This window comes from Mixta sp. BE291 (assembly GCF_031457955.1).
GTDB lineage: Bacteria > Pseudomonadota > Gammaproteobacteria > Enterobacterales > Enterobacteriaceae > Mixta.
Window position 1 is genome coordinate 57,383 of the sequence record NZ_JAVDXN010000014.1, and the last position, 17,772, is coordinate 75,154.

14 protein-coding genes and 1 rRNA gene are annotated in these 17,772 nt (G+C 55.7%); 12 read left to right on the plus strand and 3 right to left on the minus strand.

The features are described from left to right. Window positions 1-49 precede the first annotated feature (49 nt). The 7 genes from proV (at window position 50) to emrB (ending at window position 8,844) form a co-directional block, all read left to right on the plus strand. On the plus strand, window positions 50-1,246 hold the full coding sequence (proV, locus tag J2X14_RS20515) for a glycine betaine/L-proline ABC transporter ATP-binding protein ProV (RefSeq protein ID WP_352412992.1): 1,197 nt from the start codon (window positions 50-52) through the stop codon (window positions 1,244-1,246). Continuing rightward, complete coding sequence (gene proW, locus J2X14_RS20520; protein ID WP_352412993.1) at window positions 1,243-2,463, plus strand: glycine betaine/L-proline ABC transporter permease ProW; 1,221 nt, start codon at window positions 1,243-1,245, stop codon at window positions 2,461-2,463. The genes proV and proW overlap by 4 nt, the downstream gene beginning before the upstream one ends. A 66-nt stretch (window positions 2,464-2,529) precedes the next feature. Beyond that, window positions 2,530-3,525, plus strand: a complete 996-nt coding sequence (proX, locus tag J2X14_RS20525) for a glycine betaine/L-proline ABC transporter substrate-binding protein ProX (protein WP_352412994.1) — start codon at window positions 2,530-2,532, stop codon at window positions 3,523-3,525. Between the two features lie 282 nt (window positions 3,526-3,807). Then, window positions 3,808-4,992 carry an MFS transporter gene (locus tag J2X14_RS20530; protein WP_352412995.1) on the plus strand — a complete coding sequence of 395 codons (1,185 nt, stop codon included), beginning with the start codon at window positions 3,808-3,810 and terminating at the stop codon, window positions 4,990-4,992. Window positions 4,993-5,431: 439 nt separating this feature from the next. Beyond that, the gene (mprA, locus tag J2X14_RS20535; protein WP_352412996.1) at window positions 5,432-5,965 is read left to right on the plus strand and encodes a transcriptional repressor MprA; all 534 of its coding nucleotides are present in this window, start codon (window positions 5,432-5,434) and stop codon (window positions 5,963-5,965) included. 153 nt (window positions 5,966-6,118) lie between these two features. Next, window positions 6,119-7,294 (plus strand): multidrug efflux MFS transporter periplasmic adaptor subunit EmrA, encoded by a 1,176-nt coding sequence (gene emrA, locus J2X14_RS20540; protein WP_352412997.1) that lies wholly within the window; start codon window positions 6,119-6,121, stop codon window positions 7,292-7,294. Window positions 7,295-7,308: 14 nt separating this feature from the next. Continuing rightward, complete coding sequence (emrB, locus tag J2X14_RS20545) at window positions 7,309-8,844, plus strand: multidrug efflux MFS transporter permease subunit EmrB (protein WP_352412998.1); 1,536 nt, start codon at window positions 7,309-7,311, stop codon at window positions 8,842-8,844. Between the two features lie 59 nt (window positions 8,845-8,903). Here the strand turns inward: emrB and J2X14_RS20550 are convergent, their stop codons facing one another. Continuing rightward, the gene (locus J2X14_RS20550) at window positions 8,904-9,980 is read right to left on the minus strand and encodes a tRNA/rRNA methyltransferase (RefSeq protein WP_352412999.1); all 1,077 of its coding nucleotides are present in this window, start codon (window positions 9,978-9,980) and stop codon (window positions 8,904-8,906) included. A gap of 201 nt (window positions 9,981-10,181) precedes the next feature. Between J2X14_RS20550 and trxC the strand changes: the two genes are divergently transcribed. The 5 genes from trxC to J2X14_RS20575 all read left to right on the plus strand — a co-directional run bounded on the left by trxC (window position 10,182) and on the right by J2X14_RS20575 (window position 15,908). Beyond that, window positions 10,182-10,601 (plus strand): thioredoxin TrxC, encoded by a 420-nt coding sequence (gene trxC, locus J2X14_RS20555; RefSeq protein ID WP_352413000.1) that lies wholly within the window; start codon window positions 10,182-10,184, stop codon window positions 10,599-10,601. 80 nt (window positions 10,602-10,681) lie between these two features. Beyond that, window positions 10,682-11,383, plus strand: a complete 702-nt coding sequence (locus J2X14_RS20560) for a tRNA-uridine aminocarboxypropyltransferase (RefSeq protein WP_352413001.1) — start codon at window positions 10,682-10,684, stop codon at window positions 11,381-11,383. A 32-nt stretch (window positions 11,384-11,415) separates the two neighbouring features. Next, entirely contained in the window at window positions 11,416-14,079 is a 2,664-nt protein-coding gene (locus J2X14_RS20565; RefSeq protein WP_352413002.1) for a bifunctional acetate--CoA ligase family protein/GNAT family N-acetyltransferase, read from the plus strand. Between the two features lie 104 nt (window positions 14,080-14,183). Beyond that, the gene (pssA, locus tag J2X14_RS20570; RefSeq protein ID WP_352413008.1) at window positions 14,184-15,539 is read left to right on the plus strand and encodes a CDP-diacylglycerol--serine O-phosphatidyltransferase; all 1,356 of its coding nucleotides are present in this window, start codon (window positions 14,184-14,186) and stop codon (window positions 15,537-15,539) included. A gap of 60 nt (window positions 15,540-15,599) precedes the next feature. Continuing rightward, the gene (locus J2X14_RS20575) at window positions 15,600-15,908 is read left to right on the plus strand and encodes a YfiM family lipoprotein (protein WP_502890037.1); all 309 of its coding nucleotides are present in this window, start codon (window positions 15,600-15,602) and stop codon (window positions 15,906-15,908) included. Window position 15,909: 1 nt separating this feature from the next. On the opposite strand, the gene J2X14_RS20580 is transcribed toward J2X14_RS20575, so the two are convergent. Continuing rightward, complete coding sequence (locus J2X14_RS20580) at window positions 15,910-17,214, minus strand: MFS transporter (RefSeq protein WP_352413004.1); 1,305 nt, start codon at window positions 17,212-17,214, stop codon at window positions 15,910-15,912. A gap of 478 nt (window positions 17,215-17,692) precedes the next feature. After that, window positions 17,693-17,772, minus strand: a 5S ribosomal RNA gene (gene rrf / locus J2X14_RS21045); the annotation flags it as partial.

The window sequence follows — 17,772 nt, forward strand, 5'->3', positions numbered from 1 at the left end:
AGGACAAGTCTCACTGTAAATAATTAACTAACCAGGAAACTTAAATTGCATGGCAATTAAGCTTGAAGCAAAGAATCTTTATAAAGTATTTGGCGAAAATCCCGAGCGTGCTTTTAAATATATTGATAAAGGCGTCAGCAAAGAAACGCTGTTGGAAAAAACCGGACTCTCTTTAGGCGTTAAAAATGCCAGTCTGGCCATTGAAGAAGGCGAGATATTTGTCATCATGGGGCTTTCCGGTTCAGGGAAATCCACCATGGTTCGCCTTCTCAATCGTCTGATAGAGCCGACACGCGGCCAGGTAATTATTGACGGCGTCGATATTGCGAAAATATCTGACAGCGAGCTGCGCGACGTACGGCGAAATAAGATCAGCATGGTGTTTCAGTCATTCGCGCTGATGCCGCATATGAACGTGCTGAATAATACCGCTTTCGGCATGGAATTAGCGGGCGTTCCGCAGCAGGAACGGCAGGAAAAAGCGCTGGAGGCGCTGCGTCAGGTTGGGCTGGAAAATTATGCCCACGCCTGGCCGGATGAATTATCCGGCGGAATGCGCCAGCGCGTTGGATTAGCGCGCGCGCTGGCAATTAACCCCGATATTTTATTAATGGACGAGGCATTTTCCGCGCTCGATCCTTTAATCCGCACTGAAATGCAGGATGAGCTGGTAAAGCTACAGGCGAAACATCAGCGCACCATTATTTTTATTTCCCACGATCTTGATGAAGCCATGCGTATTGGCGATCGCATCGCCATTATGCAGGGCGGCGAAGTGGTGCAGGTCGGCACGCCGGATGAAATTTTAAATAATCCCGCCAATGACTACGTGCGCACCTTTTTCCGTGGCGTGGATATTAGCCATGTGTTTAGCGCCAAAGATATTGCTCGTCGCGGTGCCAGCGCGCTGATCCGTAAATCTCCCGGTTTTGGCCCGCGCTCGGCCATTAAGCTGTTGCAGGATGAAGATCGGGAATATGGCTACGTGCTGGATAAACAGAAGTTTGTGGGCGTAGTTTCCACCGATTCGCTGAAGGCGGCGCTGGCGGCCGGTAGCGGCATTGATACCGCCCTGCTTGCCGAGCCTGCCGCCGTAACGGGCGATACCTCTCTGAATGAATTGCTGTCGCATGTGGCTCAGGCGCCCTGCGCCGTGCCGATTGTCGGTGAAGAACAGCAGTACATTGGGGTCATTTCTAAAGGCACGCTGTTACAGGCACTGGATCGTGAGGGGAATCAGCCATGAGTCAGGCAATCAGTAATCCATGGGAAACCAGCGCAGCGCAGCCCGCTTCAACCGCTACCGCCAGCGATCCCTGGGGCGGCACGGCGCAGCCTGCCGCTGACGGGGCAACACAATCCACCGGCGGCGCTGATGCCGGAGGGACGCCTTCCGACGCGACCGGCAGCGCCGACGCCTGGGGTTCCCCTTCCGACGCGACCGGCAGCGCCGACGCCTGGGGCTCGCCTTCCAATGCGGCTGGCGGCCACGATGCCGTCGCCAGCAGCAGCGACTGGCTTAACAGCGCGCCTGCGCCGCAGGCAGAATCGTTTAATGTGCTGGATCCTTTTCACTACACGCTGATCCCGCTGGATAGCTGGGTTACACACGGGATCGACTGGATCGTTAGCCATTTCCGTCCGCTGTTTCAGGGTATTCGCATTCCGGTGGATTATATCCTCAGCGCGTTTCAACAGCTGCTGCTGGGCATGCCCGCGCCGGTAGCGATTGTGCTGTTTGCGCTTATCGCCTGGCAGCTCTCCAGCGTTAGCATGGGCGTCGCCACGCTGGTCTCGCTGGTGCTGATCGGCGCTATCGGCGCCTGGTCGCAGGCGATGGTCACGCTGGCGCTGGTATTAACCGCCCTGCTGTTCTGTATTGTTATCGGCCTGCCGCTGGGTATCTGGCTGGCGCGCAGCGAACGCGCCGGACGCATTATTCGTCCGCTGCTGGATGCGATGCAAACCACGCCGGCCTTTGTCTATCTGGTGCCGATTGTGATGCTGTTTGGCATCGGCAACGTGCCGGGCGTCGTGGTGACCATTATCTTTGCCCTGCCGCCAATTGTGCGTCTTACCGTGCTGGGCATTAAGCAGGTGCCGGAAGATTTAATTGAGGCGGCGGAGTCGTTTGGCGCTAACCCGCGACAGATGCTGTTTAAAGTGCAGCTGCCGCTGGCGATGCCGACGATTATGGCGGGCGTGAACCAGACGCTGATGCTGGCGCTGTCGATGGTGGTGATCGCCTCAATGATCGCGGTCGGCGGCCTTGGACAGATGGTGCTGCGCGGCATTGGCCGTCTTGATATGGGGCTGGCTACCGTAGGCGGCGTCGGTATCGTGATTCTCGCCATTATTCTCGATCGCCTGACCCAGTCCTTTGGCCGCAACAGCCGCAGCCGTGGCAATCAACGCTGGTACGCCACCGGCCCGCTGGGTTTACTGACCCGTCTGATTAAATAACGCGCAGGCGGCGTCTCTGCACGCCGCCCCGTTATCGCCTGATAATAAACTTATAAGGAAACCGCTATGCGTAAAACTGCCCTTTTGGCCGCCGCTCTGACCTCGCTGGCTGCCGTGCCGACGTTCGCCGCTGATTTACCCGGTCAAGGCATGACCGTTAAGCCAATTCAAAGCACCATTTCTGAAGAGAGCTTCCAGACACTACTGGTAAGCCGCGCACTGGAGAAACTGGGCTACCGCGTCGAGAAGCCACAAGAAGTGGATTATAACGTCGGCTATACCTCAATTGCCTCCGGCGACGCCACCTTTACCGCGGTGAACTGGCAACCGCTGCATGACGATATGTATCAGGCCGCTGGCGGCGATAAGGCTTTTTATCGCCAGGGAACCTATGTTACCGGCGCGGCGCAAGGCTATTTGATCGATAAGAAAACCGCCGAGAAATATCATATTACCCGTATCGATCAGCTAAAAGATGAGAAGCTGGCGCGCCTGTTTGATACCAACGGCGACGGCAAAGCCGATATGACCGGCTGCGCGCCGGGCTGGGGCTGCGAAGCAGTCATCTTGCATCAGAATAAAGCCTTCGGCCTGGATAAGACCGTGGAGCCAAACATGGGTAACTATGCCGCCATGATGGCTGATACCCTGGCTCGCTATAAGCAGGGAAAACCGATTCTTTATTATACCTGGACGCCTTACTGGATCAGCGATGTGCTGGTGCCGGGCCGCGACGTCGTCTGGCTGCAGGTGCCGTTCTCTTCCATGCCGGGCGCGCAGAAAGAGGTGGATACCCAACTGCCGAACGGTGCTAACTACGGTTTCCCGGTGAATACCATGCACATCGTGGCAAACAAAGCGTGGGCCGAGAAAAATCCGGCGGCGGCACGCCTGTTTGCTGAGATGAAACTGCCGATTGCCGACATCAATGCGCAAAACTCCCGCATGCATCAGGGCCACGCTTCTGAGCAGGAGATTAACGCTCATGTTGATGGCTGGATTAAAGCGTATCAGGCGCAGTTCGATCGCTGGGTCGAGGATGCGAAAGCTGCCGCAAAATAAGGCGGAGTACGGATTTAACGCGTCTGGCCCGATGAGGCCCGCCCAAAAAACGGGTAGCACAGGCTAAACGTTAACCTTTCCCATACGGCAACATCGTCACCATTTGAGCGGGCAGCATCTGTTGCCCGTTTTTTATTTATTCTTTCTTTACATCAGCTAAAGGTTACGCTGGCACGGATAAAGGTAAACAAAACTGGTATGTCCTGTTAAACACAACCAACAATGAAATAGTTTTTTGAGTTACTATTAGCTTCGACGAATTATCAACCTTGCTTATTGCTTATGAATTCAACAACCCAGGGGCTTAGCCCAACGCTGGTCGCGCTCATGTCAATCGCCACGGGACTGGCGGTGGCCTGTAACTATTATGCGCAGCCCCTGCTGGATACCATTGCCCACAGCTTTAACCTGTCGGTTAATCAGGCCGGTTTTATCGTGACTACCGCCCAGCTTGGCTATGCGGCGGGACTGCTGCTGCTGGTGCCGCTGGGCGATCGCCTGGAGCGACGCGGGCTGATTGTGGGCATGAGCCTGCTGGCGGCAGGCGGCATGGTGATCACTGCGCTCTCCACCAGCCTGGGCATGATGCTGTTGGGCACCGCGTTGACCGGCCTGTTTTCGGTGGTTGCTCAGCTGCTGGTGCCGCTGGCCGCCACGCTCGCCGCGCCGGAAAAACGCGGCAAAGTGGTGGGCACCGTGATGAGTGGCCTGCTGCTTGGCATTTTGCTGGCCCGTACCGTTGCCGGTGCGCTGGCACAGCTGGGCGGCTGGCGCGCGGTATTCTGGGTAGCCAGCGTGCTGATGGTATTGATGGCGCTGGCGCTGTGGCGCGGCTTGCCGCGCTATCGTCAAACCGTGGCGCTTAGCTATCCGCAGCTGCTGGGCTCTATCTTCCGCCTGTATGCCGAGTCACGCGTTCTCCGCACCCGCGCCATGATTGGCTGCCTCTCTTTCGCTAATTTCAGCGTGCTTTGGACCTCAATGGCGTTTTTACTCGCCGCTCCGCCGTTTAACTATTCGGAAGGCGAGATCGGCCTGCTGGGACTGGCAGGCGCGGCGGGCGCGCTGGCGGCGCGTCAGGCGGGTTCGCTGGCGGATCGGGGCAAAGCGCGCCTGACCACCACGCTGGGGTTGCTGATTATGCTGGCGTCCTGGGGCTTAACCGCGCTGGGGGCGCATTCCCTGATAGCGCTGATTGCCGGCATTATTCTGCTCGATTTAGCGGTACAGGGCGTCCACATCACCAATCAGAGCGTGATCTACCGGCGCATGCCCGAGGCGCGTAACCGACTGACGGCTGGCTATATGACCAGCTACTTTATCGGCGGCGCTGCCGGTTCGCTTATCTCCGCCAGCGCTTATCATTTTGCTGGCTGGTATGGCGTCTGTATTGCGGGCACGCTATTAACTTTGCTTAACCTGTTAAGCTGGTGGCAAGGCCACCGCTACGAAGATCACAATAATTAATACACAAAGTGTAAATAGCCCTTTTTTTCAGTAACTACAGGCTATAAAGCCGTAACTCACTCTGGTATGGTTAGCGATAAATTTATTCATATCAGTTATTTTTTCATAAGCAATTATTCAGGTCAGGGAAAGAATATTGCTGTCAGATGGCACTCTGCCCGCACGAAAACGGTGGCGATTATTCGCTTACTACATTAGCGACAGGCATGATTTGTCGCCAAAAAACGTGCGTTTTGGGTGAGTGTTGCCCGGTAGGCTCCGATGCTATAAGACCCGCGGCATCTGAGCGTTATGCTGCCCACCTTCGGTTTAGGGAGTGAGCCGAAAACTTAGATGATGACGTTGCGATCGTATGAGCTATCGCTACTGGTCAAGATGTTCATGTCTGTTTCGTCATCACCATTACTATACCAGTTGCAACTAATGAGGTTCCTTTAAGATGGAAAGTTCGTTTACTCCCATTGAACAGATGCTGAATATTCGTGCTACACGTCATAAAGATTTCCCACTCCAGGAGATCGTGCTGACGCGTCTGTGTATGCATATGCAGAGCAAGTTGTTGGATAACCGCAACAAAATGCTGAAAGCTCAGGGGATTAACGAGACACTGTTTATGGCGTTAATTACGCTGGACGCGCAGGAAAACCAGAGCATCCAGCCTTCAGAACTGAGCGCCGCGCTGGGTTCCTCCCGTACCAATGCCACGCGCATTGCCGATGAGCTGGAAAAACGCGGCTGGATTGAACGCCGTGAAAGCGATAACGATCGCCGCTGCCTGCATCTGCATCTGACGGAAAAAGGCAACGCCTTCCTGCATCAGGTGCTTCCGCCGCAGCATCAGAGCCTGCAATATCTGTGGTCTTCTCTGAGCAACAGCGAAAAAGCGCAGCTGGAAAGCCTGACGCGTAAGTTATTAAGCCGTCTTGATCAAATGGATGCAGAGGAAGTTATTTCTTCTCTCTCTCATCAATAGCAATTCCTGCGACACAATCACGCCAAGAAATCGTTATTTTAATCCCCTTTTATCCATGCCAGCGCTTTCGCTGGCATTTTAGGCTTGGGACCCTGCGCACATGGAAAGGCGCACCCCGAAACAGGTGTATACGTTGAAAACGTGGAGAAAAGCATGAGTGCGAATGCGGAAACACAACAACCGCAACAGCCAACCAATAAAAAGAAAAAGCGCAAAGGTGCGTTAATTTTTCTGGCTGTTTTGTTTGTTCTGGTGGGTGTTGCTTATTTGATTTACTGGGCGCTGGTGCTGCGTCATTTTGAAGAGACCGATGATGCCTATGTCGCAGGCAATCAGGTGCAGATTATGTCTCAGGTGTCCGGTAGCGTGAACAAGATCGGTTTCGACAATACCGACTTTGTGAAAAAAGGCGATGTGCTGGTCACGCTGGATAAAACCGACGCCGAACAGGCGTTTGAAAAAGCGCAAACCGCCCTGGCCACCAGCGTGCGTCAGACCCATCAGCTGATGATCAACGGTAAACAGTATCAGGCCACGATTCAGCTGCAACAAACTGCGCTGGAGCAGGCGCAGGCGGATCTGAAACGCCGCGAGCCGCTGGGCGCGTCTAACCTGATTGGCCGCGAAGAGCTGCAGCACGCACGCGATGCGGTCGCTACCGCCAAAGCGCAGCTGGATGTGGCGATACAGCAATATAACGCGAACCAGGCGGCAATTCTTAACACCTCGCTGGAAAACCAACCGGCGGTAAAACAGAATGCCGCGGCGCTGCGTGATGCCTGGCTGGCCTTACAGCGCACCGAAATCCGCAGTCCTATCGATGGCTATGTTTCACGCCGCAGCGTGCAGGTCGGCGCGCAAATCTCCACCTCGACGCCACTGATGGCGGTGGTGCCGGCAACCGGCGTTTGGGTTGATGCGAACTTTAAAGAGACCCAGCTGGCGGGCGTGCGCATTGGTCAGTCGGCAACGGTTGTCAGCGATATTTATGGTGATGACGTGGTTTATCACGGCAAAGTAGTTGGCCTGGATATGGGCACCGGCAGCGCCTTTTCTCTGCTTCCCGCGCAAAACGCTACCGGCAACTGGATTAAAGTTGTGCAGCGCTTACCGGTACGTATCGAACTGGATAGCAAAGAAGTTGCCGAGCATCCGCTGCGCATTGGCCTCTCCACGCTGGTGAAAGTGGATACGTCCAATAAAGAAGGCAACGTGCTGGCTTCACAGGCGCGTCAGTCACCGGCTTATCAGAGTGATGCGCTGGCGATCGATCTGGCGCCGGTGAATCAGTTAATCAGCGAGATTATTCGCGCCAATGCGGGCGAATAACGCGGGAGGCTGTTATGGCACAAAAGCCGCTTGAAGGCGCTCAGCTGGTTCTGATGACCATTGCGCTGTCGCTGGCGACCTTTATGCAGGTGCTGGATTCCACCATCGCCAACGTTGCCATTCCGACCATTGCCGGGAACCTCGGGGCGTCTAACTCGCAGGGAACCTGGGTTATCACCTCGTTTGGCGTGGCGAATGCCATCTCCATTCCGATTACCGGCTGGCTGGCGAAGCGCGTTGGCGAGGTGAAGCTGTTTGTCTGGTCGACGATCGCCTTTGCCGCCGCCTCTTTTCTGTGCGGCGTGGCGGATAGCCTGACGATGCTGATTCTGTTTCGCGTGATTCAGGGGCTGGTTGCCGGCCCGCTGATTCCGCTGTCGCAGAGTTTGCTGTTAAGTAACTATCCGCCAGCAAAACGCAGTATCGCCCTTTCGCTCTGGGCGATGACGGTGGTGGTGGCGCCCATCTGTGGCCCGATCCTCGGCGGCTGGATCAGTGATAACTACCACTGGGGCTGGATTTTCTTTATTAACGTGCCCATCGGGATTGTCGTGACCATCCTGACGCTGCAAACGCTGCGTAACCGTGAGACCAAAACGGAAATCCGCCCTATCGATACGGTAGGCCTGGTGCTACTGGTGGTCGGCATCGGCGCATTGCAGATTATGCTGGATCGCGGACGCGAACTGGACTGGTTTAGCTCGACGGAAATTATCGTACTCACGGTGATCGCGGTGGTGGCGCTGGCGGTGCTGTTTGTCTGGGAGATGACCGACGATCATCCGGTGGTGGATTTGACGCTGTTTAAATCGCGTAATTTTACTATTGGCTGTTTGTCGATAAGCCTGGCCTATATGCTCTACTTCGGCTCCATCGTGCTGCTGCCGCAGCTGTTGCAGGAGGTTTACGGCTATACCGCCACCTGGGCGGGGCTGGCTTCCGCGCCGGTCGGGATTTTCCCGGTGATCCTGTCGCCGATAATCGGTCGGTTTGCCCATAAAGTCGATATGCGGCGTCTGGTGACGTTCAGCTTTATTATGTATGCCGTCTGTTTCTACTGGCGCGCTTACACCTTTGAACCGGGCATGGACTTTGGTGCGTCCGCCTGGCCGCAATTTGTGCAGGGTTTGGCGGTGGCCTGCTTCTTTATGCCGCTGACCACCATTACGCTATCGGGGCTGCCGCCGGAACGCCTGGCCGCCGCCTCCAGCCTGTCGAACTTTTTGCGTACGCTGGCCGGTTCGATCGGCACATCAATTACCACCACGATGTGGACGAATCGCGAGTCGATGCATCACAGTTATCTCGCCGAGTCGGTTAATCCTTATAACCCCAATGCGCAACAAACCTATCAACAGCTGGAGCAGTTGGGCATGACGCAGCAGCAGGCTTCCGGCTACATCGCTAAGCAGATCACCGATCAGGGGCTGATTATCTCCGCCAACGAGATTTTTTGGGCCTCCGCCGGGGTCTTCCTGATCCTGCTGGCGCTGATTTGGTTTGCCCGCCCTCCTTTCACCTCCGGTGGCGGTGGCGGTGGCGCGCACTGATTTTCAGGCATAAAAAAACGGGCTTCATGCCCGTTTTTCTTTATCTGCCTGCGTGCGGCTTAGTGGTTCTGTCGCCACCACTCCGCTAACAGAATACCGGTCGCCACCGAAACGTTCAGGCTCTCAACCTTACCGGTGCCGTCAATCGACACGCTCAGATCGCCCTGTTGCAGCGCAGATTCAGTCAGGCCATCGCTCTCTTGTCCCAGCACCAGCACCATTTTCGCCGGCAGTTTCGCCTGCGTTAACGGCGTGCTGCCTTTATGGCTGGAGGTGGTCACAATGGTGTAGCCTGCGTTACGGAACGCTTCCAGACCGGCGACAAAGCTTTTGGCGCTGAGCGCCTGCACATGCTCGGCCCCGCCTTCCGCGGTACGTACCGCCGCGCCCGATTCCAGCACCGCGGCATCATCCACCAGCAGGCCTTTCACGCCGAAATGCGCGCTGCTGCGCATAATGCCGCCGATGTTGTGCGGGTTACCCAGGTTTTCCAGCGCCAGCACGCAATCCTGCTCACGCTCGGTGGACAGCCATTCGCTTACCGGCGTACCCACGCGCTTTTTGATCAGGAAGCACACGCCGCCATGATGCTCGGTGCCGGACGCTTTCTCCAGCTCGGCTTCGTCCACCACGTGGTAGGCTTTGCGGTTAGCTGCCAGCCAACGCAGCGCATCGCGAAAACGCGGCGTTACGCTCTGGACAAACCAGGCACGTACGATGCATTCCGGACGGCTTTGAAACAGCGCCTGACAGGCGTTTTCACCATAGACGCGGGTCTCTTCCAGACGCTGACGACGCAGCTGGCCTGGATCGATAAAACTTTTACCGCTGATGCCGCCGTGATCGGGCTTCGCCTCTTCATTTGGCGCGCGCGAAACGGTACGCCACGGCGACTCGCCGCGCGGCAGCTCATCACGGTCACGCTCGCGGTCGCCACGGAACTTGCCGCCGTCACGTCCGCCGCGAGCCGGGCTTTCAGACTGACGCGATGGACGACGGCTTCCTTCCTGACGGTCAGCGCCGGGCCTGCTGCCTTTGCCCGTACGGGGATTTTGTCCGCGTTTATCATTGTTATCATCACCGCGAACATACATCACTTTGACTTTGCCGCTTTTACCTTTGAATTCGTCGTTCATCTGTTCCTCCACCTGCTGAGCGCGAAGCGCGAAGATTACCTGAAGCCCAGGTTGTATGCCATCAACTTCGGCTAAAAGTCGTCAACTATTATATTCATTGACCATTCCATGTTGTTGCTTAATAGCGTGCGATTGATAATTAAGCTTACGCATAAAATTAGCAGTTTAATGCGCCGTTAACGATAAACTCTGAGGTGATAAATGAATACGGTATGTGCATCCTGTCAGGCAACGAACCGCGTTCCGGAAGAGCGCATAGCCGATGGCGCAAAATGCGGCCGCTGCGGTAACGAACTGTTTGATGGCGAGGTCGTCAACGCTACCGCCGCGACGCTGGATAAATATCTGCAGGACGATCTGCCGGTGGTGATTGATTTCTGGGCGCCCTGGTGTGGCCCCTGCGTCAACTTCGCGCCCATTTATGAAGATGTCGCCAGCGAACGCAGCGGCAAAGTGCGCTTCCTGAAGGTGAATACCGAAGCCGAACCCGCGCTCAGCGCCCGCTTCCGCATTCGCAGTATTCCTACCATTATGCTGTTCAAACAGGGTGAAATGGCGGATATGCTAAACGGCGCGATGCCGAAAGCGCCCTTTAATGAGTGGCTCGACGAAGCGCTGTAATAATCGCGGCTGCCCCTGTCAGCCGCGCTACGCTTCCTGCCGACTTCCCGCTACAATGGCGTTTTTGCCAGCTCAATGTCATGACTCATAACGCCGTTTTACGCCTGCGCGCCGAACGCCTGGCGCGCGCTACCCGTCCTTTTCTTGCTCGTGGCAATCGTGTGCTGCGCTGCCAGGGCTGCCTGCTGCCGCAAAAACTCTGTTTGTGCAGCGCTATCCGCCCGCAATCCGCCCGCAGCCGCTTTTGTCTGGTGATGTTTGATACCGAGCCAATGAAGCCCAGCAATACCGGCCGCCTGATCGCTGATATCCTTCCCGCGACGCAGGCTTTCGGCTGGTCACGCACCGAGCCAGATCCGGCGCTGCTTGCTGCGGTAGCAAACACTGACTATCAGCCGATGGTGGTGTTCCCGGAATCCTACGCTGACCCCGATCGTCCGGTATTGAATAGCCCGCCGCTCAGCGGTAAGCCGCCGCTGTTTATTATGCTCGATGGCACCTGGACCGAAGCACGAAAAATGTTTCGTAAAAGTCCGTGGCTGGATGCGCTGCCGGTGATGTCGCTGCGCCTGAGTACGCCTTCCGGCTATACGCTGCGCGAGGCGCACGGCGCGGGCCAGCACTGTACCGCCGAAGTGGCCGCTGAGCTGCTGCGCCAGGCGGGCGATGAGGCTGCCGCGCAGGCGCTTGGTGCGCATTTCACTCTGTTTCGCCAGCGCTATCTGGCAGGAAAACCGCATCATCCGGCTCACCTCACGGCAGACCAGGCAGAAAGCGTTTAGACTCTGCTTAATTATCGCCAGAGGGATGGGAAATGAGTCAACGTGGACTGGAAGCGCTGTTACGGCCAAAATCGATCGCCGTTATCGGCGCGTCGATCAAACCGGGACGCGCGGGTTATCTGATGATGCGCAACCTGCTGGCCGGTGGCTTTAGCGGCCCGGTGCTGCCCGTGACGCCGAAATATAAGGCGGTGTCGGGCGTTCTCGCCTGGCCCGATATTGCCAGTTTGCCGTTTGCGCCTGAGCTGGCGGTGATCTGTACCAATGCCAGTCGTAATCTTGATCTGTTACAGCAGCTCGGCGAGAAAGGCTGTAAAGCCTGCATTATTCTTTCCGCGTCGGAAAGCCAGCTGCCCGCGTTGAAAGCCTGCGCCAGCCAGTGGCAGATCCGTCTGCTTGGCCCCAACAGCCTTGGTCTGCTGGCGCCCTGGCAGGGGCTGAACGCCAGTTTTTCGCCGGTTCCCATCTTAAAAGGTAAGCTGGCCTTTGTTTCTCAGTCGGCGGCCGTTTCCAATACCATTCTTGACTGGGCGCAGCAGCGGCAGCTCGGCTTCTCCTGGTTTATTGCCCTCGGCGACAGCCTGGATACCGACATTGACGATCTGCTCGATTTTCTGGCGCGTGACGGTAAAACCAGCGCCATCCTGCTCTATCTGGAGCGTCTGAGCGATGCGCGCCGTTTTGTTTCCGCCGCTCGTAGCGCCTCGCGCAATAAGCCCATTCTGGTGATCAAAAGCGGTCGCAGCCCGCAGGCCCAGGCGCTGCTGAAAACCCATGCCGGACTGGATGCCGCCTGGGATGCCGCCATCCAACGCGCGGGTCTGCTGCGGGTTCAGGATACCCATGAGCTGTTCTCGGCGGTAGAAACCTTAAGCCATATGCGTCCGCTGCGCGGCGAGCGGCTGATGATCGTCAGCAACGGCGCGGCACCTGCGGCGCTGGCGCTGGATGCGCTCCAGCTGCGCAGCGGCAAACTGGCCCAGCTGGATGACGCCACGCTAACCACGCTGCGCGCGCAGCTGCCGGTGGAAATTGTTCCTGACAATCCGCTCGATTTGAAAGATGACGCCACGCCAGAGCGCTATTTGCAGGCGGTCTCCACGCTGCTTGACTGCCATGAGCTGGACGCGCTGATGATTATTCATGCCCCCAGCGCCGTTGCGCCCGCGACCGAAACCGCACATCAACTGATCGCGCTGATTAAACAACATCCGCGTGGCAAGAATCTGGCCTTGTTGACCAACTGGTGCGGCGAGCACTCCTCGCAGGAGGCGCGTCGGGCATTCAGCGACGCGGCGATCCCGACCTATCGCACGCCTGAAGGCACGGTAACCGCCTTTATGCATATGGTTGAGTATCGCCGCAACCAAAAGCAGCTGCGCGAAACGCCCGCGCTACCGGCCACGCTGAAACAGGATACCGCTTATGCCCACCAGCTGATCCAGCAGGCGTTAGACGAAGGGGCGACGCAGCTGGATACCCACGAAGTGCAGGCTATTTTACAGGCCTATGGCCTGACCACGCTGCCCACCTGGATTGCTGGCGATAGCGCGGAAGCGGTACATATCGCCGGGCAAATCGGTTATCCGGTCGCGTTAAAGCTGCGATCGCCGGATATTCCCCATAAGTCTGATGTGCAGGGCGTCATGCTTTATCTGCGTACGCCCGGCGAAGTTCAGCTGGCCGCCGATGCCATTATCGATCGCGTGAAGCTGGCCTGGCCGCAGGCGCGCATTCATGGGCTGTTGGTGCAAAGCATGGCGAATCGGGCGGGAGCCCAGGAGCTACGTATTGTGGTGGAGCAGGATCCGCTGTTCGGCCCGGTGATTATGCTGGGCGAAGGCGGCGTCGAGTGGCGGGCGGATCGACATGCTTCCGTGGCGCTGCCGCCGCTGAATATGACGCTGGCGCGCTACCTGGTTATTCAGGCGATTAAAAGCGGTAAGATTCGCGGACGTAGCGCTTTGCAACCGCTGGATATCGCCGCGCTGAGTCAGGTACTGGTGCAGGTTTCTAACCTGATTGTGGACTGTCCGGAGATCCAGCGGCTTGATATTCATCCGCTACTGGCGGCGGGCGATGAGTTTACCCTGCTGGACGTCACGCTGACGCTGGCCAGCTTCGACGGGGTGAATGAATCGCGGCTGGCTATTCGTCCTTATCCACATACGCTGGAAGAGTGGATTACCATGAAAAACGGCGAGCGCTGTTTGCTGCGCCCTATTCTGCCGGAAGATGAACCGCTGCTGCAGCGCTTTATCGCTCAGGTAACGAAAGAGGATCTCTACTATCGCTACTTTAGTGAGATCAACGAGTTTACCCATGAGGATTTAGCCAATATGACGCAAATCGACTACGATCGAGAAATGGCGTTTGTTGCCGTTCGCGAGCAACAGGGTGAAAAAGCGATTATTGGCGTAACGCGGGCGATTTCTGATGCGGATAACACCGATGCGGAATTTTCTATTCTGGTGCGCTCAGATCTAAAAGGTTTAGGACTTGGCAGGCAACTGCTGGAAAAAATGCTGATTTATACGCGTAGTCATGGCCTGTTGCAGTTAAATGGTATTACCATGCCTCATAACCAGGGCATGATTACCCTGGCGAAGAAGCTGGGGTTCAGTGTGGATGTGCAGCTGGAGGACGGTATCGTGAGCCTGCATCTGCCGCTTACTCACGCTGGCGAGCAACATTAACCGCGAAGATCGCCCTTTGGCGCAAGTTAATGTTAATATTGTCGGTTAGAACCATGATTTTATGGCAGAAGACCACTCAATGAAGAGAGAAGAAGCGCACTGTGATGTTGTCTAAATTTAAGCGTAATAAACACCAACAACACCTCGCACAGCTGCCCAAACTGTCTCAGTCAGTTGCTGATGTCACCACGCTTTACTCACCCGCCGAGTTTCGCACGACACTGCTGGAGAAAATTGCCAGCGCGACGCAGCGTATCTGCATTGTGGCGCTCTATCTGGAAAATGATGACGCCGGACGCGCCGTTCTCTCCGCGCTTTACGCGGCCAGGCGTGCACGCCCGGAACTGGATATCAGCATTTTGGTTGACTGGCATCGGGCGCAGCGCGGCCGAATTGGTGACGCGAAAGGCGTGACGAACGCCGACTGGTATTGTGATATGGCCAACCAGCATGCGGATATCGCGATTCCGGTGTACGGCATTCCGGTTAATACCCGCGAGGCGCTGGGCGTGCTGCATCTGAAAGGCTTTATTATTGATGATACGCTGCTCTATAGCGGCGCCAGCATCAATGATGTCTATCTGCATCAACATGACAAATATCGCTACGATCGTTATCAGCTGATTCGTAATCCGCAGCTGGCCGATACCATGTATGAATGGATCGATCGCAATTTGAAAAATGCGGAAGCGGTGCATCGGCTTGATCAGCATGAGCGCCCTACCAGTCCGGAAATCAAAAATGAAACGCGTCAGTTCCGCCAGGATCTGCGCGGCTTTGATTACCATTTTACCGCCAATGCCGGTAACGAAGAGCTGGCGGTGACGCCGCTGGTTGGGCTGGGAAAACGTAGCCTGCTCAATAAAACCATCTATCATTTGATGCCCTGCACAGAACACAAGCTGACGCTCTGTACGCCCTATTTTAATCTGCCTGCGATTCTGGTGCGCAATATCATCTGGCTGCTGCGTCGTGGCAAAGAGGTGGAGATTATCGTCGGCGATAAAACGGCAAACGACTTCTATATCCCGCAAGATCAGCCGTTTAAAATCATCGGTGCTCTGCCCTATCTGTACGAGATCAATCTGCGACGTTTCCTGAGCAGGCTGCAATATTATGTAAGTAACGGCCAGCTTACCGTGCGCCTGTGGAAAGAAGGCGAGAACAGCTATCACCTGAAAGGCATGTGGGTGGATGAGGAGTGGATGCTGATTACCGGCAATAACCTTAATCCGCGCGCCTGGCGGCTGGATCTGGAAAATGCGGTACTGATCCACGATCCGCTACAGGAGCTGGCGCAGCAGCGCGAGCAGGAGCTGAGCCTGATTCGTCAGCATACCAGCGTGGTGAAACACTATCGCGACCTCGACAGCATTGCCGATTATCCGGTAAAAGTGCGTAAGCTGATCCGACGCCTGCGCCGTATCAGAATCGATCGACTTATCAGCCGCATCCTGTAGGCATGAGGATGCATAACACGCGTTGATGCACTTGCCGCTTCAGGAGCGACGATGCGAATCATGTTGGTTTTATGCGTATGCTGTACAGGCTGCAGCCATATGGCGCAGGATAGCTGGACGGGTCAGGATAAGGCACAACATTTTATCGGTTCTGCGCTGCTCACTGCCGCAGGCAATGAGTATGGGCAGCAGCAAAACTGGTCGCAACAGCGCAGCAACAGTTTCGGCTTAATGTTTGCGTTAAGCCTCGGGGCGGCGAAAGAGTTTTATGACAGCCGCCCGCAAGGAAGCGGCTGGAGCTGGAAGGATCTAAGCTGGGATGTTGCCGGTGCTGCGGCCGGCTTCGCTTTGTGGAACCTGGGCCAATAGTTTAGAGTTTTATCCCCTGCCCTTTGCGGTGCAACATCAACGATACCAGCAGCGCCAGCACGCCCATCACCGAAACATACCAAAAAAACCAGGTTTCATGTCCTGCTGCTTTAAGCGATAGCGCGACATATTCCGCCGATCCGCCAAAAATCGCATTCGCCAGCGCATAGGAAAGACCAACGCCCAGCGCGCGTACTTCCGGTGGAAACATTTCTGCTTTTACTATGCCGCTGATAGAGGTGTAAAAGCTGGTAATTAATAGTGCCAGCATCACCAATATGAATATCACCCAGCCGCTGTCACTGTTCTGCAGTAACGTCAAAATCGGCACCGTACATAAGGTAGCGCCGGTGCTAAAAATAAGCATGGAATTACGACGCCCAATTTTGTCAGATAACGCGCCCATTAGCGGCTGAATGAGCATAAAAATAAACAGCGCCAGGGTCATTAACGCACTGGCGCTTTTGGCATCCATCCCGGCGGTATTGACCAGATATTTTTGCATATAGGTGGTGAAGGTGTAGAAGCTAAGCGACCCACCCGCAGTGAAACCCAGCACCATTAAAAAAGCCCGACGATGTTTCCACAGGCCGCGTAACCGGCCAGCATCCTGATGCTGTCGGGTTTTGTCGCTGGTTGTTTCGTTTAATGAGCGCCGCAGAAAGAGCGCCACTATCGCCAGCACCGCACCTAAAGCAAAAGGAATGCGCCATCCCCAGCTGCGCAGCGCTTCCGGTGATAATAGATGCTGCAATATCACTACGGTAAGTAACGCCAACAGCTGGCCGCCGATTAAGGTAACGTACTGAAAAGAGGCGTAATAGCCTTTGCGTCCTTCTATCGCTACCTCGCTCATATAGGTTGCGCTGGTGCCATACTCTCCGCCGACCGATAGCCCCTGAAACAGGCGAGCCAGCAGCAGCAGTATCGGTGCCCAGACGCCTAACGTGGCGTAGCCAGGCAAGCAGGCAATGACCAGCGAACCGAAGCACATCATGCAAACAGAAATCAGCATCGAGGTTTTACGACCATGACGATCGCCAATGCGGCCAAAAAGCCATCCGCCGATGGGACGCATTAAAAAACCTGCAGCAAAAACGCCAGCCGTTTGTACCAGCTGCGTGGTGGTGTTGCCGGTTGGGAAGAATATATGTGCGAAATAGAGGGAGCAAAAGGAGTAGACGTAGAAATCAAACCACTCAACAAGGTTACCGGAAGATGCGCCGATGATAGCGCGAATACGGGCTTTGTTTGATGTTCCGTTGGGTTCTTCGTCAGGTTTGCTGCGGGTTATTACATCAGTCATGTTATGCCTCACTGTGTTTCCTTGCTGCCCAAGGGGCAAAAAGTCAGTAAAGCACTAAAGCGTAATGTTAAGAAAATGTTTTGTATTCAGTGAGCTGGTTTTGTGAAGCGGCAGGAGTTTTTTTGAGCTATCAGGCTGAAAACAGGTCAGAAATATGTCAGTTTCTTTTGAGCGCAGAGGCATAAAAGACAAAAATTCGCCGCTGCCGGTGAGCTGCGCGCGCAGGATGATCACAAAACATACGGTGTCTGCCGGACGCACGGGTATCGGATGCCTAAAACGTTTGCTTTTCTGTCGGGCGCGGACGCAGACCGGGTAAAAAAGCACCGATTTTGCCGGATGCATGGGGACAATATGCGCAAAAAGCGCCGCTTTTCTGCAGAGCACAGACGCAGGCAGGCTGAGAGTCCACCGTTTTTGCCGGACCGCAGACACGAAAAAGCCCCAGCTTTCGCTGAGGCTCCGTCGTTTGTTTGATGCCTGGCAGTTCCCTACTCTCGCATGGGGAGGCCCCACACTACCATCGGCGCTGCGGCGTTTCACTTCTGAGTTCGGCAT